The following is a 16,573-nucleotide window of genomic DNA, read 5'->3' as shown; positions in this document are numbered from 1 at the left end:
GAGGCGGCCCCCGACCGGGCAAGGGTGCGCGGAGGCGCTCACGGCGCCGCCTCGATGCGCATCTTCGGCGGGTCGTGCGGGTGGTTCCGGATCTCCACCACGCAGTCCACGGCGGCGGATTCGTCGTGCCGGGGTCCCGTGCCCATGTAGAGGTCGAACCACCGCACCAGGTGCGCGCAGGCCGTGCAGCCGGGCGCCGGCTCGGGCCGGGGCCGCAGCTCGTGATCGGCGGACAGCACCATCACCGGGGGTACGGGTGTGGTGAGCACGCGGATGGTCGCCCACTCGGCCTCGTCGGGCGCGCGCAGGTCGGCGGGCGCCGCGGCCCATTCCGCGCCTCCGCCCGGCGGACTCACGTACACCGTGCCGGCCTGACTCCGCGACACCCGCCCGAGCCGGACCTTTCCGTTGCCGGTGTCGACGACGTAGGCGCCGGTTGCGGGGACGCTGGACGCGGACATGGCCGCTCCTCTCTGTAGCGGTTTCACTACCAGGCGTGCCCAGCGTGGCGTAGGCTCGAGAACCCTTCAACTGGGCAATCCAGAAGGAAGAGTTGTGGTCAATCGCAAGGAACTGAACCCGGAGGACAGCCCGCGCGCGGCCTACGGTGCACATCTACGCAGACTGCGGGAGCGCCGGGGCTGGACCCAGGACGACCTGGCGGCGCAGACGGGTTACTCGAGCCAGCACGTCTCGGCGGTGGAAACCGCCCGCAAGCCTCCGACCCTTCCGTTCTCGCGGGAAGCCGATCAGGCTCTCGGCACGGCAGGGACCGCCGACTCGCTCGAACGCCTGTGGAACGAGATCCGGTACGGCAGCCTGCTGGAGGGCTTCCCGGAGTACGTCGGGTACGAGGGGCGCGCCGTCGAGATCCGGTTGTTCCAGATCGGGATCATCCCCGGACTGCTGCAAACTCCGGAGTACGCGCAGGCGCTCGCCTACGGCGATGTGCGGCGCGGCTCCATCACGCAACAACAGGCGGACGAACGCGTCGCGTTCCTCGCGGAGCGCCAAGCGGCGTTGGTGAGGGAGCGCCCGCCCATGCTGCTCGTGGTGATGGACGAGAGCTGCATCCGTCGCCCTGTCGGCGGACCCGATGTCATGGATGCGCAATTGGCGCGACTGGTCGAGTTCGCCGATCTACCGAACAGCATGCTTCAGGTGGCACCTTTCGCCATAGGCGAGCGCCGCCCGTTCAATCTGCCGGTCAACCTGCTCACATTGGCCGACCGATCGATGGTCGCGTACACGGAGACCCACGCGCAGGGGCACGTTGACCGTGAGCGCACCGCCGTCGCTTCCCTCTTGACGGCCTACCATCAACTTCAGGCGGAATGCCTCTCTCAGGCAGAGTCCGTGGCTGTGATCGAGCAGGTACGAAAGGGCACCTCGTGACGACCGAAACCCCCCGCTGGCACAAGTCCTCCTACAGCGCCAACGGCGGTGACTGCGTCGAGGTCGCCACCAACCTCGCCGCCTCCCACGGCACCGTCCCCGTCCGCGACTCCAAGCGCCCCACCGGCCCCGTCCTCGCCCTCCCCGCCACCGCCTTCACCGCCTTCGTCGCGGGCGTGAAGGACGGCGGGTTCGGGGCCCGCCGGTAGCGACCGCCTCCGTGGGCTAGGGCGCGGCCGGCCAGGGGACCTCCGGCGAGCGGTACCAGTCGATGCCGAGGGCCTCGAAGCGGTGGGCCTGTTCGGCGAGGCGGAGCCGGTACGTGTCCCAGTCGCGGCCGCCCGCCGGGGACCAGCCGAGTTCGGCGAGGCCGGGCAGGCGCGGGAAGGCCATGAAGTCGAGCTGGGCGGGGGTGGCCAGGGTCTCGGTCCAGAGCGGGGCCTCGACGCCCCGGACCGCGGTCTCCGGGACGCCGGGGAGGTACCTGCCCGGATCCCACTCGTACGCCCTGCGCACGGAGACGGTGCCGGCCCACGTGAGGCCGAGCGGGGTGCCGGGCTCGTACTTCATGTCGAGGTACGCCCGGTCGGCGGGCGAGACGACGATGCCCGCCCCGGCCCGGGCGGCCGCCGCGACCTTCTCCTTCTCCTCCGCCGTGGTGCGGTCCAGGCCCCAGTACTGGATCAGGGCGCCGGGGGCGGGCGTGGCGCCGGCGGCGAGCTGGTGCCAGGCCATGACCCGCTTGCCGTGCTTCCCGACGAGCGACTGGACGCGGTCCATGAGGGTGCGGTAGTCGGCGGCACTGGTGGACCTCGCCTCGTCGCCGCCGACGTGGACGTACCGGCCGGGGGTGAGGGCGGCGACCTCGCGCAGGACGTCGTCGGCGAAGGCGTACGTGACCTCCTTTCCGGCGCAGAGGGTGGAGAAGCCGACCTCGATGCCGGTGTACGGCTCCGGCGCCTTCCCGTCGCAGTTCAGCTCCGGGTAGGAGACGAGGGCCGCGTTGGTGTGGCCGGGCATGTCGATCTCGGGGACCACCTCGATGTGCCGGGCGGCGGCGTACCGGACGAGCTCCCGGTACTGGTCCCGGGTGTAGAAGCCGCCGGGCCCGCCGCCGACCTCGGTGGCGGCGCCGGCGGCGGTGAGCGCCGGCCGGGAGGCGATCGCGAGGCGCCAGCCCTGGTCGTCGGTGAGGTGGAGGTGGAGGACGTTGTACTTGTAGAGGGCGATGCGGTCGATGTACGCCTTCACCTCCTCGACCGTGAAGAAGTGGCGGGCGACGTCGAGCATGGCGCCGCGGTACGGGAAGCGCGGGGTGTCGGTGACGGTGCCGCCGGCGATCTTCCAGGCGCGGTGCTGGACGGTGGTGCGCTCGACGGCGGCGGGGAGCTGCTGGCGGACGGTCTGGACGCCGCGGTGGAGGCCGGCCGGGGTGCGGGCGGTGAGGGTGAGGCGGGCGGGGGCGGAGCGGAGCACGTACCCCTCGTCGCCGAGGGCGGTGGCCGCCGGGTCGAGGCGGAGCCGGAGGTCGGCCGTCTCGTCGGTGACGACGGGGAGGCGGAAGCCGGTCGCGGGGCGGAGGTGGGCGGCGAGCTGTTCGGCGACGGCCCGGGCGCCCGGGTGGGCCGGCGCGCCGATGCGGGTGGCGGCGGTGAGGGTGTACGGGGCGCCGGCGGGCTCGACGGAGGCGGGGAGCGGGATCACCCGGCCGAGCGGGCGGACCTCGGGCTCGGCGGCGGGGAGGGCGGCCGGTCCCGGCGCGGGGGCGGCGGTGCTCGCCTCCGTACAGCCGAGGACGGCGGCGAGCAGGAGGAGTGCGGGGGCGATCAGGCGCCGTCTCACGGGCGGTCCCCTTCGGTGCGCGGGCGGGTCACCATGCGTACCGCCGCCCACACTCCCGGTCAAGGTCTGGACCAATAGGCGTGTCCGGGCCGATGATCATGTGGTCTCTGCCCGATTTCGGGCAGGATTCTTGCGAGAACCGTCGGGTACCCCTCAGTATTCATGGGTGCTCGAACGCCGCCCGTCCCATGACGACCTCATCGACCATCTGGTCCGGAGCACCGCGCTCCAGCGTGGTGAGGCCGCCCGGGTGGTGCTCGACGTGCTGGCGTACTTCGACGAGACGACCGAGGAGTTCGTCCGCCGCCGCCACCGCGAACTGCAGTCCGGCGGTGCGGTGAACGCGGAGATCTTCGAACGGATCGCGGGCGAGCTGCCGCACCGGGCCGTCGCACCGCCGGAGCTCTCGCTCCGGCAGCTGCGCCGGATCGTCTACGGCTAGCCCGGTCCCGTCCAGGCCCGAGCAGCACCACCATCACCAACCGGAGGGGTTTCCTTTATGTGCGGAATTGTCGGTTACATCGGTAAGCGCGACGTGGCGCCGCTGCTCCTGGAGGGCCTGGCCCGCCTGGAGTACCGCGGCTACGACTCCGCCGGCATGGTCATCAACAGCCCGAAGAGCGCGGCGCTGAAGATGGTCAAGGCCAAGGGCCGGGTCCGCGACCTGGAAGCCCGCGTCCCCAAGCGCTTCTCCGGCACCACCGGCATCGCGCACACCCGCTGGGCCACCCACGGCGCCCCCAGCGACCACAACTCGCACCCGCACCTGGACCCCGAGAACAAGGTCGCGGTCGTCCACAACGGCATCGTCGACAACGCCCAGGAGCTCCGCGCCAAGCTGGAGGCCGACGGCGTCGTCTTCGCCTCCGAGACCGACACCGAGGTCATCACCCACCTCGTCGCCCGCTCCCAGGCCGAGACCCTCGAGGACAAGGTCCGCGACGCGCTCAAGGTCATCGAGGGCACCTACGGCATCGCCGTCATGCACGCCGACTTCAACGACCGCATCGTCGTCGCCCGCAACGGCTCGCCGGTCATCCTCGGCATCGGCGAGAAGGAGATGCTGGTCGCCTCCGACGTGGCCGCGCTCATCGCCCACACCCGCCAGGTCGTCACCCTCGACGACGGCGAGATGGCCACCCTCAAGGCCGACGACTTCCGCACCTACACGGTCTCCGGCGCGTCCACCACCGCGACCCCCGAGACCGTCGAGTGGGAGGCCGCCTCCTACGACATGGGCGGCCACGACACCTACATGCACAAGGAGATCTCCGAGCAGCCCGACGCGGTCGACCGCGTGCTGCGCGGCCGGATCGACGACCGCTTCTCCACCGTGCACCTCGGCGGCCTCAACCTCGACCCGCGCGAGGCCCGCACCATCCGCCGCATCAAGATCCTCGGCTGCGGCACCTCGTACCACGCCGGTCTGATCGGCGCCTCCCTCATCGAGGGCATGGCCCGCATCCCGGCCGACGCCGAGCCGGCCTCCGAGTTCCGCTACCGCAACCCGGTCGTGGACCCCGACACGCTGTACATCGCCGTCTCCCAGTCCGGCGAGACCTACGACGTGCTCGCCGCCGTCCAGGAGCTCAAGCGCAAGGGCGCCCGCGTCCTCGGCGTGGTCAACGTGGTCGGCTCCGCCATCGCCCGCGAGGCCGACGGCGGCGTCTACGTCCACGCCGGCCCCGAGGTCTGCGTCGTCTCCACCAAGTGCTTCACCAACACGGTGGTCGCCTTCGCGCTCCTCGCCCTCCACCTCGGCCGCATCCGCGACCTGTCCGTCACCGACGGCAAGCGGATCATCGAGGGCCTGCGCAAGCTGCCCGCGCAGATCGAGGAGATCCTCAAGGACGAGGAGGAGATCAAGCGCCTCGCCGCCGAGTACGCCGGCGCCGCGTCGATGATGTTCATCGGCCGCGTCCGGGGCTACCCGGTCGCCCTGGAGGCCTCCCTCAAGCTGAAGGAGATCTCCTACATCCACGCCGAGGCGTACCCGGCCTCCGAGCTGAAGCACGGCCCGCTCGCCCTCATCGAGCCGGCCCTGCCGACGGTCGCGATCGTCCCCGACGACGACCTGCTCGAGAAGAACCGCGCCGCGCTGGAGGAGATCAAGGCCCGCTCCGGCCGCATCCTCGCGGTCGCGCACCAGCCGCAGGAGAAGGCCGACCACACCATCGTGGTCCCGAAGAACGAGGACGAGCTCGACCCGATCCTCATGGGCATCCCGCTCCAGCTCTTCGCGTACCACACCGCCCTCGCCATGGGCCGCGACATCGACAAGCCGCGCAACCTGGCCAAGTCCGTCACGGTCGAGTAGTCGCCCGGCGGGACCTGTCACCCGCCGAGCACGCCGCGGCCCCGGGCCTGTCCCCCGGAGCCGTACGCCGGGCCTGTCCCCCGGCGAACCGACCGGACACGAAGAACGGCCCCGCACGCCTCCCAGGAGCGTGCGGGGCCGTTCTGCTGGTGTCTCTACTTCCGTGACGCGACAGCCCTACGCCGCTGCCGCCGTGCTGCCGCCGCTCGCGCGGCCCAGGGCCGGCCAGCCGGCCACGGCCGCCGTGGCGCCGTACCAGGCCGCGAGGCCCGCCAGCGCGGCCACCCAGCCGCCCGCCTTGCCGAGGGCCTCGTTGCCCGCCAGCGCGGCGATGCCCGAGAGCAGCAGGGCGAGGAAGAGCAGGCCGTACACGCCCTGCCCGAAGAGCCCGCCGCCCGAGGCGGCCAGCGTCAGCGTGAGCGCCAGCAGCGCCCACAGGAGCAGGAAGAGTCCGGCGGCGTCCGCCGAGGCCCCGCCGCCGACTCCGGTCCCCCAGGTGAACCAGAAGGCGCCGAGCGCCGTGAAGGCCGTGCCGTCGCCGGTGCTGCCCGCGCGCAGGGCGAGCAGGCCGACCAGGAAGAGCGCCACGCCGCCGACCCAGGTGGCGAGGCCCGCGGCATCGGCTGCCGCGACGTTGTCGATCACACCGGTGCCGCCCAGGCCGAAGGCCAGGAGGGTCAGTCCGAGTGCGAGGTTTCCGAGCGTGGAGGTGCCGTTCCCCGACGCGACGTCCTTGTTCACGTGGGGCTCCCTTCGAACGAGCGGTGATGCCGCGTGAGCTGCTGTGTTCCGGTGCTCTTTAGCTACCCTTCACAAGCGCACAAATCACCTGAGGCGGGCAGAAATTATCGCTGCCGCAAGGGAGTTGAGGGAGAGTCAGGTGAGAAAGGAGGGGCCGGAAGAGGCCGGGAGCGCGTCAGGGGATGACGATCACGGGCCGCTGCGCGCGCCGCGCGAGCCGGCCGGCCACCGAGCCGAAGATCCGCCCGACGATCCCGTGCGTCGAGCCGACCACGATCGCGTCGGCCGAGTACTCGCGGCCGACCTCCTCCAGCTCGTGGCAGATGTCCCCGCCGCGCTCCACCAGGATCCACGGCACCTCGGAGAGGTGGTCGGCGCAGGCCAGCTCGAGACCGAGGACCTCGGTGCGGTGGTCCGGGACGTCGACGAAGACGGGCGGCTCGCAGCCGGCCCACACGGTGGTGGGGAGCCGGTTCGCGACGTGCACGATGATCAGGCCGGAGCCGGAGCGCCGGGCCATGCCGATGGCGTACGCCAGGGCGCGCTCACTGGACGTGGAGCCGTCGAAGCCGACGACCACCCCGTGCCGGAAGGCCGGGTCGCAGGCGTGGCGTGGCTGTTCCACCGCGAGGGGGTCGACCGTGGAGTCGGCGACGCGCTTGCGGTCCGCGGGTTCGGGGAGTTCGTGACCGGCCATCGGTGTCTCGGCTAGGGAAGTCCTCGTGGGAAGGGACGGTGGAGGGGAGCGGAACAACGGGTGGCGGCGAAGCTGTGTCCGGGAATCATCTTCCCAACCCCATACCCCCAAGGGTACGGCGACACTCCTCTCCTGCCCAGGGCCCGCCGTGCCGCACCCGGCGTGCTGACCGCCCGTGCGCGGCAGCGGCGCGCGCGGTGTCCTCCGGAGGATGCACGAAGGGTTCACCATCTGGCAATGCCGGATGTGTCCTACAGGCGTCCCCCGGCCGCCGCCCCCAGGGCCGAACGGGCGTCGCTCAGAGTGACCGGAGCGTTCCGTTCCTCGTTCCCCTCAGGTCCGGATCACCGCCGCAGGGAGACCGCCCGTGCCCGTACCGTCCACCTCCGCCCCCGCCGCGTCCGCCCCGTCCACCCGCTCCCGCCGACGCGCCCGGGTGCCGGGCCCGGCGGCGCCCGTCGCCCCGGGGACGGGCGGACCGGCCGGGCCGGGGGCGGGTGCGCGGGGGAACGCGGGGGGCGAGCCGGGGGCGGCCGGCGCGGGGCTCGGGGGCCCGGCCGACGACGTGGTCCGGTGGGCCGTCTTCTGCTGCGCCCTCGTCCCGCTGGTGCTCGTCGCCTTCGGGACCTCGCTGGGCGGGGCGGGCGGCGCCGCGCTCGGGCTCGCGTCGGTGACGGCCGCGTGCCGGCTGCTGCTGCGCCGCGCGGAACGGGGGCTGCGCGCCGAGGGCGGCGCGGCGGGCGGCACGCGCGCCGGGGGGCGCCGCCGGGGCTGAGCGGGACGTCGGCGACCCCCGTCGAGTTGACAGGTTCGCACAGCCGATCCCATATGTTTTCAGCCAACTTGAAGTTCCCGGCGCGTCCTTGCCGAAACGGTACGCCAGCCCCTGCCCGCTCTCCCGGAAAAGCCCTGCCCCACGGGGCCGCACCCGTCGCGTACGGCCACTTCGCCACCCCGGAGCCCCTTCGGGGGCCCCTGCGGTCGATCACCCGAGGATCGATCGCTTCACGCCAAGTGGCCTTGTCGACAATGTGCCGGATGGAGAAGTTGTCACGCCGGCGCCACGGGACACAGTAGATTCGATCATGGGTACCGAAGACTGGGGTCTCGTGCAAAACCGAGGGGAAACGTGGCACAGCGACACGACCAGGGAGACGCGAACACCGAGGGGGGCTTAGCGCCATGAGCCAGGACTCCGCCGCACCGGAGGTCGCACGGAAGCTGTCCGGGCGCCGCCGTCGCGAAGTCGTCGCGGTGCTGCTGTTCAGCGGCGGCCCCATCTTCGAGAGCTCCATCCCGCTCTCCGTGTTCGGCATCGACCGGCAGGACGCCGGCGTGCCGCGCTACCGGCTGCTCGTCTGCGCCGGCGAGGACGGCCCCCTGCGGACCACGGGCGGGCTCGAACTCACCGCGCCGTACGGCCTGGAGGCGATCGGCCGGGCCGGGACGGTCGTCGTCCCCGCCTGGCGTTCGATCACCTCGCCGCCGCCGCCGGAGGCGCTCGAAGCGCTCCGCCGGGCGCACGAGGAGGGGGCCAGGATCGTCGGCCTGTGCACCGGGGCGTTCGTCCTCGCCGCGGCCGGCCTGCTCGACGGCCGCCCGGCGACCACGCACTGGATGTACGCGCCGACGCTCGCCAAGCGCTACCCGTCGGTCCACGTGGACCCGCGGGAGCTCTTCGTCGACGACGGGGACGTGCTGACCTCCGCCGGCACCGCAGCCGGAATCGATCTGTGTCTGCACATCGTGCGGACCGACCACGGCACCGAGGCCGCGGGCGCGCTGGCGCGCCGGCTGGTCGTCCCGCCGCGGCGCAGCGGCGGTCAGGAGCGCTACCTCGACAGGTCTTTACCCGAGGAGATCGGCTCCGACCCGCTCGCCGAGGTCGTGGCCTGGGCGCTGGAGCACCTCCACGAGCAGTTCGACGTGGAGACCCTGGCGGCCCGTGCGTACATGTCACGGCGGACCTTCGACCGCCGCTTCCGCTCGCTGACCGGCTCCGCGCCGCTCCAGTGGCTGATCACCCAGCGGGTGCTCCAGGCGCAGCGGCTCCTGGAGACCTCGGACTACTCGGTGGACGAGGTCGCGGGGCGCTGCGGCTTCCGCTCGCCGGTGGCGCTGCGCGGCCACTTCCGGCGGCAGCTCGGCTCCTCGCCGGCGGCCTACCGGGCGGCGTACCGGGCCCGCCGGCCGCAGAGCGAGACGGCGACGACGGTCCTGGAGCCGGCGGTGCCCGCGCAGGTGGGGGCGGGAATCCGTCGCCCCGGGGCGTCGCTGGAGCCGGGCAAGCCGCTGGGCGACGCCTACTCGCCGGGCCGGGCCGCGCTGCCGGGCCAGCGCAGCGCGCCGTAGTGGCGGCCGGGGCCGCACCGAGGGCCCGCGCCGCCACGAGCGGCGCGAAGCGGTGACCGACGGGCGTCCGGGGAGACCTTCCCCGGGCGCCCGTCGGCGTGTCCGGCGTCCGCCCGCGCGCGTCGCGTCCCCGCTGTCGCCGTCGCGAGCCCGGCATGATCCGAAAGACACGGCCTAAGGTAGGACGCATGAACGACCGCATGGTGTGGATCGACTGCGAGATGACCGGGCTCTCGCTGACGGACGACGCACTCATCGAGGTGGCCGCACTGGTCACCGACTCGGAACTGAACGTGCTCGGCGAAGGCGTGGACATCGTGATCCGCCCTCCGGACCGTGCCCTGGAGACCATGCCGGAGATCGTGCGCCAGATGCACACGGCCTCCGGTCTGCTCGACGCGCTGCCCGGCGGCACCACGCTGGCCGACGCGGAGGCGCAGGTCCTCGCGTACATCCGCGAGCACGTGAAGGAGCCCGGCAAGGCGCCGCTGTGCGGGAACTCGGTCTCCACCGACCGCGGCTTCCTCGCCCGGGACATGCCCGCCCTGGAGAGTCACCTGCACTACCGGATCGTCGATGTGTCCTCGGTCAAGGAGCTGGCGCGCCGCTGGTACCCGAGGGCGTACTTCAACAGTCCGGAGAAGAACGGCAACCACCGGGCGCTCGCCGACATCCGCGAGTCCATCGCCGAGCTGCGCTACTACCGGGAGGCCGTCTTCGTGCCGCAGCCCGGTCCGGACTCGGAGACCGCCAAGGCGATCGCCGCCCGGCACGTCGTCCCCGCGGAGTAAGGCCCCTGGAGGGCTCGCTCGCGTACCCGGGGAAAACGTGTGCGCGAGCACCCCTCGGAACCCTGTAGACTTCTTCTCGGCCGGTCGGGGAAACCTTCGGGAAAACCGCCGGTCGTGGTGGGTATAGCTCAGCTGGTAGAGCACCTGGTTGTGGTCCAGGATGTCGCGGGTTCGAGTCCCGTTACTCACCCTGATGGCCGAGGCCCCGGTTCGGAAGAACCGGGGCCTCGGTCTTTCCCGCGTTCCCCTAGGAGCAGGTGAGGGTCGCCGGGGGCGGGTTGGTGAGGCCGCCGCCCCCCATCAGCCGGCGGAGCACGTGGCACCTCCGAGGGTGAAGGCGGTGGGGGCGGGGTTGCCGCCGGTCCAGCTGCCGGTGAAGCCGAAGGAGGCGGTGCCGCCGGCGGCGACGGTCCCGTTCCATCCGGCGTTCTTCGCCGTGACGGCGGCGCCGCTCTGGGCCGGGGTGGCGTTCCACATCTGACCGACGGTCTGCCCGGCGGCGAAGGACCAGCCGAGGGTCCAGCCGTTCCACGCGGTGGCGGAGGTGTTGGTGAGGGTGACGTCGGCCTGGAAGCCGCCCTGCCACTGGTTGGTGACCTTGTAGGCGACCTTGCAGGCGCCGGCGGGCGGTGTGGGCGGGTCCGTGGGGCCGGGGCCGCCTCCGTCGCCGCCGCCGGTCTCGCTGGTGTCGCCGTAGAGGATGCCGCGCCCGTTGGTGGCGACGTACACCCGGCCGTAGACGCGCGGGTCTCCGGTGATGGTGGCGCCGGTCCAGCCCCACTGGTGGGCGTCGTCGTTGACCCGGACCCAGGTGGCACCGGCGTCGGTGGAGCGGAAGATGCCGCGGACGCCGCCGATCTTCGCGCTGGAGTAGAGCGCCGGGTAGGAGGCGTTCGGGGCGGCCTTGCCGAAGCCGACGGCGTCGGCCTGGTCGACGCCGGAGACCCTGGTGAAGGTGGCGCCGCCGTCGGTGGAGTGCCACAGGCCGTACGCGGCGTCGGGGGCGCCGCCCGCGAGCCAGACGTCGCCCTTCCTGCCGGGGACGGCCTTGAAGCGGACCTCGCCCTTGGCGGGCAGGCCGGTGGCCCGGGCGGTGAAGGTGAGGCCGCCGTCGGTGGAGGCGTAGAAGGTGCCTCCCTTGAAGCCGTAGAAGGTCTTCGGGTCGACCCGGTCGGACTCGACGGTGGCGCCGGCCGGGATGCCCGTCGCGGCCGTCCAGGAGGTGCCGAAGCCGGTGGCGGCGTGGACGCCGGCGGTGCCGTCGGGGCTCCAGACGAAGCGGCTGCCGTCGGCGGCCGCGGCGACCGTGCCGCCGCCGGTGACGCCCGCGGGCTCCTGTCCGGCGAACCAGTTCGCGCCGTTGTCGGTGGAGAAGGCGACCCGGGGGCCGCCGTCGAGGTGGCCGGAGCGGACCAGGGTGTCCGGCTTCGTCTCGGCGTAGTCGAGGCTGGTGGTGGAGGTGAGGTTCGGGGAGGTGAACATCATCGGCGGGACGGCGGACAGGTCGGTGTGGCGGAAGCCGCCGACGTCGCCGAGGGCGCTGATCAGCGGGGCGCCGGAGGGCGGCGAGACGAGGTCGAGGACGGCGGTCTCCTCCAGGCCCTTCACCATGGGCCGGATGGTGAACCTCGTGTTCGTGTCCCACTTGGTGAGCTCGGTGGTGCCGTAGACCGTGGCGCCGGTGCCGTACAGCATCCGGTTCGAGTCGAAGGGGTCGATCTCCAGGGACTCGGTCATCCAGCCGAGCTTGGGGGTCTGTTCGGGCGGGGTGGGGTTGCCGCCCCAGGTCAGCCACGGGACGGAGGAGACGTCCATCGTGTAGCGGTCGGCGCGGGTGGGGTACGAGGAGTAGTCCCACGCCCTGGTCCAGGTGGCGCCGGAGTCGGTGGAGCGGAAGAACTGGGTGTCGGGCCACCAGGAGCTGTAGGCGGAGACCATCACCGTGCCGGGGCGTTGCCGGTCGACGGTCAGGCCGCTGAAGCCGTGGTGGACGTCGGCTTCGGCGACGGGGCTGATGTTCGTCCACGCGCCGGTGGCCGTGGCGTACCGCCAGACCTGGCCCTTGCCGCCGTCGTACGGTCCCGCCGTGTCGCTGTACGCGAGGTAGAGGTAGCCGTTCTCGGCGTCGAGGACGCCCTTGTGGGCGAGGTAGCCGGTGGGCTGGCCGGCGAGCCGGGTCCAGGTGGCGCCGGCGTCGGTGGAGCGGTAGACGGCGTTCTCCTTGTCGCCGACGCCGACGTAGATCGTCCTGGTGGCGGTGCCGGCGGTGCCGGTGGACTCGTCGAAGGTGACCCAGACGATGCCCTGCTCGTCGGAGTTGTAGCCGCTGGTGTCGCTCGGGTCCTGCTGGTAGCCGCCCGGGTTGGTGAACGAGGTGACCTTCGCCCAGGTCGCGCCGGAGTCGGTGGAGCGCCACAGGCCGTTGCCGCTGGGGGCGCCGAGGTAGAGGACGGAGTTCTTGTGCGGGTCGACGGCGAGGCGTTCGCCCATGCCGCGGCCCGGCATGTTGCCGCCCAGCTTGAAGGGGAGGTCGGCGCGCTGCCAGGTGGCGCCGCGGTCGGCGGAGCGCAGGACGGCGCCCGTGCCGGGGTCCCAGTCGTTGGTGTACGTGCCGACGGCGGCGTACACCCGGTCCGGGTCGGCGGTGTCGGAGGCGAGGGAGACGACGCCGGTGTGGCCCCAGTCGTCCCAGCCGACGTGGTCGAGGAGCGGGACCCAGGCGGAGCCGGCCTGGTCCCAGCGGTAGGCGCCGCCGATGTCGGTGCGGGCGTAGAGGAGGTTCTTCTCGCTCCGGTTGAAGACCAGGCCGGGGACGAAGCCGCCGCCGTCGATCCTGACGTTCTTCCAGGTGTACGAGGCGGCTGCCGCGGCCCGGGCCGGTTCGGCGGTCTCGGCGGCGCCGGCCGGGAGGGCGCCGGCGAGGAGCCCGGCCGTGAGGGCCAGGCCGGCGAGCCCCGCGAGGAGTCGTGGTCTGCGCATGGGTATCCCGTCGGAAGAGGAAGGGGCGCGCTCCCGGGACGTGGGAGCGCTCCCACTATCCGAGTCCTGTCAGAACACGGTCAATACGCGGGAGTCGTCGAAGACGTTCGACGACGGGGGTGACCGGTGGGCCGAACGGGTGAGCCGGGCCGGGCCCCCGGCGCCGCCCCACCGGCCGCCCCGCCAACGCCGCCTACGGTCGGGGTCCATGGGGTGGAGGACCGCGACACGACCACGGGGCCGGCGCCGGCGGGCCCTCGCCCTGCTGCTCGCCGCCGCCCTGCTCGGCGGCTGCGCCACCGACCCGCCCGTGCCGCCGGCCGCCGGATCCGGCGAGAGCGTGGACGGCTCGGGACGCCCGGTCACGCTCACCGTCGGGGTCTACGGCACCTTCGGGCTCAAGGAGGCCGGGCTCTACGACACGTACATGCGGCTCCACCCGGACGTCGCGATCCGGCAGACCTCCCTCGCCCGCGCCGACGTCTACTACCCGCAGCTGCTCACCCACCTCACGGCCGGCGCCGGGCTCGCCGACGTCCAGGCCGTCGAGGTCGGCAACATCGCCGAGGTCGTCGACACCCAGGCGGACCGGCTGGTCGACCTGGCCCACGCGCCCGGCGTGGACGAGAGCGCCTTCCTGCCCTGGAAGTGGGCGCAGGCGCGGACCGGGGACGGGCGGGTGCTCGGCCTCGGCACCGACATCGGGCCGCTGGCCGTCTGCTACCGCAAGGACCACTTCGCCGCCGCCGGGCTGCCCACCGACCGGGACCAGGTCGGCCGGCTGTGGGCCGGGGACTGGCGGAAGTACCTGGAGACGGGACGGCGGTTCGCCGCACGGGCCCCCGAGGGGGTGGCGTTCACCGACTCCGCGTCCGGGGTGATGGCCGCCGTGATCTCCGGCGCGAAGCTGCGCTACTACGACGCCGAGGGGCGGCTCGTGGTCGCGGTCAACCCCGCCGTACGGGCCGCCTGGGACCTCGGCGCGGAGTTCGCGGAGCACGGGCTCACCGCCCGCCTCCAGCAGTTCACCCCCGACTGGGACCAGGGCTTCGCGCACGGGCGGTTCGCCTCGATCGCCTGCCCCGCCTGGATGCTCGGCTACATCCAGGACAAGGGCGGCCCGGACGGGAAGGGGAAGTGGGACATCGCCGAGGCGCCCCGGCCGGGGAACTGGGGCGGCTCCTTCCTGGTCGTCCCGGCGGCCGGGCGCCACGTCGAGGAGGCGGCGGAGCTGGCGGCCTGGCTGACCGCGCCGGAGCAGCAGGCGGTGCTCTTCGAACGGCGCGGCAGCTTCCCCAGCGCCGAGGCCGCCTTCGGCCTGCCGCAGGTGCGTGAGGCCCGGCATCCGTACTTCGGCGACGCGCCGGTGGGGCGGATCTACTCGGCGGCGGCCATGGGCGTGCCGGTCGCGCCGGTCGGGCCGAAGGACGGCCTGGTGAACCAGATCCTGTCCGACACCGGGATGCTCCAGGTCGACCAGACGGGCCGGTCGCCGGAGTCGGCCTGGCGGGCGGCGATGAAGGCCATCGACAACGCCCTGGACCGGTGAGGCGGATGACGGAGGACGTGACGGCGGGGCCCGGGGTGGGCAGCCGGGACGGCGGCGGGCCGGAGGGCCGGGCGGGCCTCGGCGGCACCGGGGAGCTCGTGGCGCGGGCCCTGCCCCTGGCCGCGGGGCCGGGCACGCCCGGGGTGCCGGGGACCGGGCGGCGGGAGCGGCTCGGCCGGCTGCGGTCGCGCGCGGCGCCGTACGTGCTGATCGCCCCCTTCTTCCTGTTCTTCGGGGCCTTCGGGCTGTTCCCGCTGGCGGCGACGGCGTGGACCTCGCTGTTCCGGGTGGAGCTGACGGCGCCGGAGGCCCGCGAGTGGGTGGGGCTCCACAACTACGCCCGGCTGCTCACCGACGAGTTCTTCTGGAACGCGCTGGCGAACACGGTGCTGATCGGGGTGCTCGCGACCGTCCCGCAGCTGCTGCTCGCGCTCGGCGCGGCCCGTCTGCTCGACGCCCGGCTGCGCGGGCGGCTCTTCTTCCGGGTGGCGGCGCTCGCCCCGTACGCGACCTCGGTGGCGGCGGCGACCCTGGTCTTCGCGCTGTTCTACGGCCGTGACCAGGGGATGGTGAACTGGGCGATCGGGCTGGTCGGGCTGGATCCGGTGGACTGGCAGAACGGGCCGTGGGCCTCGAAGTTCGCGGTGGCGTCGATCGTGATCTGGCGCTGGACCGGCTACAACGCGCTGATCTACCTGGCGGCGATGCAGACGATCCCGCCCGAGCTGTACGAGGCGGCGGCGCTGGACGGGGCCTCGCGGTGGCGGCGGTTCTGGCACGTGACGCTGCCCGGGCTGCGGCCGGCGCTGGCGTTCACCGGGCTGGTGTCGGTGATCGGGGCGGTGCAGCTCTTCGGCGAGCCGCTGCTCTTCAGCAGCGGGGCGGGCGCCTCGGGCGGCGCCGACCACCAATACCAGACGCTGGGTCTCTATCTGTACGAGCAGGGCTGGGTGAACCTCCATCTGGGGCGGGCGGCGGCGATCGCCTGGGCGATGCTGCTGCTCCTGGTGGCGCTGTTCGGGGTGGTGCGGCTGGTCCGCGGGAAGGGCGTGCGGCGGTGACGGGACGTTCGGGCGCGGAGTCGTACGAGCGGGCGGGGTGGGGCACGTATCTGCTCCTCGGCCTGTTCACGGTGGTGTCCGTCTTCCCGCTGCTGTGGACGGCGGTGGCGGCCTCGCGGACGAGCGGGCGGCTCGCGGAGAGCCCGCCGCCGTTCTGGTTCGGGCGGAACCTGGGGCGGAACCTGTCGGTGGCCTGGGACGAGGGCGGAATGGGCGAGGCGCTGGCCAACACCACCGTGGTGGCGGGGTCGGTGGCGGCCGGGACGGTGCTCTTCTCCACGCTGGCCGGGTTCGCCTTCGCCCGGCTGCGGTTCCGCTTCCGGGGGCCGCTGCTGCTCCTGGTGGGGGCGACGATGCTGGTGCCGCCGCAGCTCGGGGTCGTCCCCCTCTATCTGCTGATCGCCCGGCTGGGGTGGACGGACCGGCTGCAGGCGGTGGTGCTGCCCTCGCTGGTCTCGGCCTTCGGCGTCTTCTACATGCGCCAGCATCTGCTGCGGGCGCTGCCGCCGGAGCTCCTGGAGGCGGCGCGGATGGACGGGGCCGGGACGCTGCGGGTGGTGTGGCACCTGGTGCTGCCGGCGGCGCGGCCGGCGATGGCGGTGCTGGGGATGCTGTCGTTCGTGGCGGCGTGGAACGACTTCTTCTGGCCGGTCCTCGCGCTCACCCAGACGGGCAGTCCGACGGTGCAGGTGGCGCTGACCGGGCTGGGGCGGGGCTATGTGCCGGACACCTCGGTGGTGATGGCGGGGGCGCTGCTCGGCACGCTGCCGCTGCTGGTGGTGCTGGCGCTGTTCGGGCGGCAGATCGTGGGCGGGGTGATGCGGGGCGCGGTGAAGGGGTGAGCGGGGC

15 protein-coding genes and 1 tRNA gene are annotated in these 16,573 nt (G+C 73.1%); 11 read left to right on the top strand and 5 right to left on the bottom strand.

The window, feature by feature from the left end:
- Positions 1–38: 38 nt before the first annotated feature.
- Positions 39–461 carry a hypothetical protein gene (locus IF73_RS0110210; protein ID WP_031005823.1) on the bottom strand — a complete coding sequence of 141 codons (423 nt, stop codon included), beginning with the start codon at positions 459–461 and terminating at the stop codon, positions 39–41.
- Between the two features lie 94 nt (positions 462–555).
- Here IF73_RS0110210 and IF73_RS0110205 point away from each other — a divergent pair, with 94 nt between their 5' ends.
- Together IF73_RS0110205 and IF73_RS0110200 are read left to right on the top strand one after the other, a co-directional pair.
- Complete coding sequence (locus tag IF73_RS0110205; protein ID WP_031005821.1) at positions 556–1,395, top strand: helix-turn-helix domain-containing protein; 840 nt, start codon at positions 556–558, stop codon at positions 1,393–1,395.
- Positions 1,392–1,604, top strand: coding sequence for a DUF397 domain-containing protein (locus IF73_RS0110200; RefSeq protein WP_031005819.1), 213 nt, complete (start codon positions 1,392–1,394; stop codon positions 1,602–1,604). The genes IF73_RS0110205 and IF73_RS0110200 overlap by 4 nt, the downstream gene beginning before the upstream one ends.
- 16 nt (positions 1,605–1,620) lie before the next feature.
- Here the strand turns inward: IF73_RS0110200 and IF73_RS0110195 are convergent, their stop codons facing one another.
- Positions 1,621–3,237 carry a beta-N-acetylhexosaminidase gene (locus IF73_RS0110195; RefSeq protein WP_051716652.1) on the bottom strand — a complete coding sequence of 539 codons (1,617 nt, stop codon included), beginning with the start codon at positions 3,235–3,237 and terminating at the stop codon, positions 1,621–1,623.
- Between the two features lie 166 nt (positions 3,238–3,403).
- On the opposite strand from IF73_RS0110195, the gene IF73_RS0110190 reads away from it, so the two are divergent.
- Positions 3,404–3,679 carry a hypothetical protein gene (locus IF73_RS0110190; RefSeq protein ID WP_030493927.1) on the top strand — a complete coding sequence of 92 codons (276 nt, stop codon included), beginning with the start codon at positions 3,404–3,406 and terminating at the stop codon, positions 3,677–3,679.
- 57 nt (positions 3,680–3,736) lie between these two features.
- Positions 3,737–5,554 carry a glutamine--fructose-6-phosphate transaminase (isomerizing) gene (gene glmS / locus IF73_RS0110185; RefSeq protein ID WP_031005815.1) on the top strand — a complete coding sequence of 606 codons (1,818 nt, stop codon included), beginning with the start codon at positions 3,737–3,739 and terminating at the stop codon, positions 5,552–5,554.
- Between the two features lie 177 nt (positions 5,555–5,731).
- Here the strand turns inward: glmS and IF73_RS0110180 are convergent, their stop codons facing one another.
- Positions 5,732–6,295, bottom strand: a complete 564-nt coding sequence (locus tag IF73_RS0110180; RefSeq protein WP_031005814.1) for a GPR1/FUN34/YaaH family transporter — start codon at positions 6,293–6,295, stop codon at positions 5,732–5,734.
- 175 nt (positions 6,296–6,470) lie between these two features.
- Complete coding sequence (locus IF73_RS0110175; protein ID WP_031005805.1) at positions 6,471–6,992, bottom strand: universal stress protein; 522 nt, start codon at positions 6,990–6,992, stop codon at positions 6,471–6,473.
- Positions 6,993–7,359: 367 nt separating this feature from the next.
- Here IF73_RS0110175 and IF73_RS42570 point away from each other — a divergent pair, with 367 nt between their 5' ends.
- The 4 genes from IF73_RS42570 to IF73_RS0110155 all read left to right on the top strand — a co-directional run bounded on the left by IF73_RS42570 (position 7,360) and on the right by IF73_RS0110155 (position 10,325).
- Positions 7,360–7,767 (top strand): hypothetical protein, encoded by a 408-nt coding sequence (locus tag IF73_RS42570; protein ID WP_267883573.1) that lies wholly within the window; start codon positions 7,360–7,362, stop codon positions 7,765–7,767.
- A gap of 407 nt (positions 7,768–8,174) precedes the next feature.
- Positions 8,175–9,344 (top strand): helix-turn-helix domain-containing protein, encoded by a 1,170-nt coding sequence (locus IF73_RS0110165; protein WP_031005800.1) that lies wholly within the window; start codon positions 8,175–8,177, stop codon positions 9,342–9,344.
- A gap of 188 nt (positions 9,345–9,532) precedes the next feature.
- On the top strand, positions 9,533–10,135 hold the full coding sequence (gene orn, locus IF73_RS0110160) for an oligoribonuclease (RefSeq protein ID WP_031005797.1): 603 nt from the start codon (positions 9,533–9,535) through the stop codon (positions 10,133–10,135).
- A 117-nt stretch (positions 10,136–10,252) separates the two neighbouring features.
- Positions 10,253–10,325: transfer RNA gene (locus IF73_RS0110155), tRNA-His, on the top strand.
- 110 nt (positions 10,326–10,435) lie between these two features.
- Here the strand turns inward: IF73_RS0110155 and IF73_RS0110150 are convergent.
- Entirely contained in the window at positions 10,436–13,114 is a 2,679-nt protein-coding gene (locus IF73_RS0110150; protein ID WP_031005795.1) for a cellulose binding domain-containing protein, read from the bottom strand.
- Positions 13,115–13,322: 208 nt separating this feature from the next.
- Here IF73_RS0110150 and IF73_RS0110145 point away from each other — a divergent pair, with 208 nt between their 5' ends.
- The 3 genes from IF73_RS0110145 to IF73_RS0110135 are packed head-to-tail and all read left to right on the top strand — an operon-like array spanning position 13,323 to position 16,566.
- Entirely contained in the window at positions 13,323–14,663 is a 1,341-nt protein-coding gene (locus IF73_RS0110145; RefSeq protein ID WP_031005793.1) for an ABC transporter substrate-binding protein, read from the top strand.
- 5 nt (positions 14,664–14,668) lie between these two features.
- A complete protein-coding gene (locus tag IF73_RS0110140) occupies positions 14,669–15,724 on the top strand; it encodes a carbohydrate ABC transporter permease (RefSeq protein ID WP_078868001.1) in 1,056 nt (351 codons plus the stop codon).
- The gene (locus tag IF73_RS0110135; RefSeq protein WP_031005789.1) at positions 15,721–16,566 is read left to right on the top strand and encodes a carbohydrate ABC transporter permease; all 846 of its coding nucleotides are present in this window, start codon (positions 15,721–15,723) and stop codon (positions 16,564–16,566) included. Before IF73_RS0110140 ends, IF73_RS0110135 begins: the two co-directional genes overlap by 4 nt.
- The last annotated feature ends 7 nt before the right edge of the window (positions 16,567–16,573 follow it).

It is taken from the genome of Streptomyces sp. NRRL F-5727 (genome assembly GCF_000719555.1).
GTDB lineage: Bacteria > Actinomycetota > Actinomycetes > Streptomycetales > Streptomycetaceae > Streptomyces.
Note: the sequence above shows the minus strand (reverse complement) of the source record. Positions and strands in the feature narration are given on the sequence as shown.

Excerpts from the sequence above, each read along its gene's own strand:
- IF73_RS0110210 (WP_031005823.1), bottom strand. The coding sequence starts at position 461 with ATGTCCGCGTCCAGCGTCCCCGCAACCGGCGCCTACGTCGTCGACACC.
- glmS (WP_031005815.1), top strand. The coding sequence starts at position 3,737 with ATGTGCGGAATTGTCGGTTACATCGGTAAGCGCGACGTGGCGCCGCTG.
- IF73_RS0110175 (WP_031005805.1), bottom strand. The coding sequence starts at position 6,992 with ATGGCCGGTCACGAACTCCCCGAACCCGCGGACCGCAAGCGCGTCGCC.
- IF73_RS0110165 (WP_031005800.1), top strand. The coding sequence starts at position 8,175 with ATGAGCCAGGACTCCGCCGCACCGGAGGTCGCACGGAAGCTGTCCGGG.
- orn (WP_031005797.1), top strand. The coding sequence starts at position 9,533 with ATGAACGACCGCATGGTGTGGATCGACTGCGAGATGACCGGGCTCTCG.
- IF73_RS0110150 (WP_031005795.1), bottom strand. The coding sequence starts at position 13,114 with ATGCGCAGACCACGACTCCTCGCGGGGCTCGCCGGCCTGGCCCTCACG.
- IF73_RS0110145 (WP_031005793.1), top strand. The coding sequence starts at position 13,323 with ATGGGGTGGAGGACCGCGACACGACCACGGGGCCGGCGCCGGCGGGCC.
- IF73_RS0110140 (WP_078868001.1), top strand. The coding sequence starts at position 14,669 with ATGACGGAGGACGTGACGGCGGGGCCCGGGGTGGGCAGCCGGGACGGC.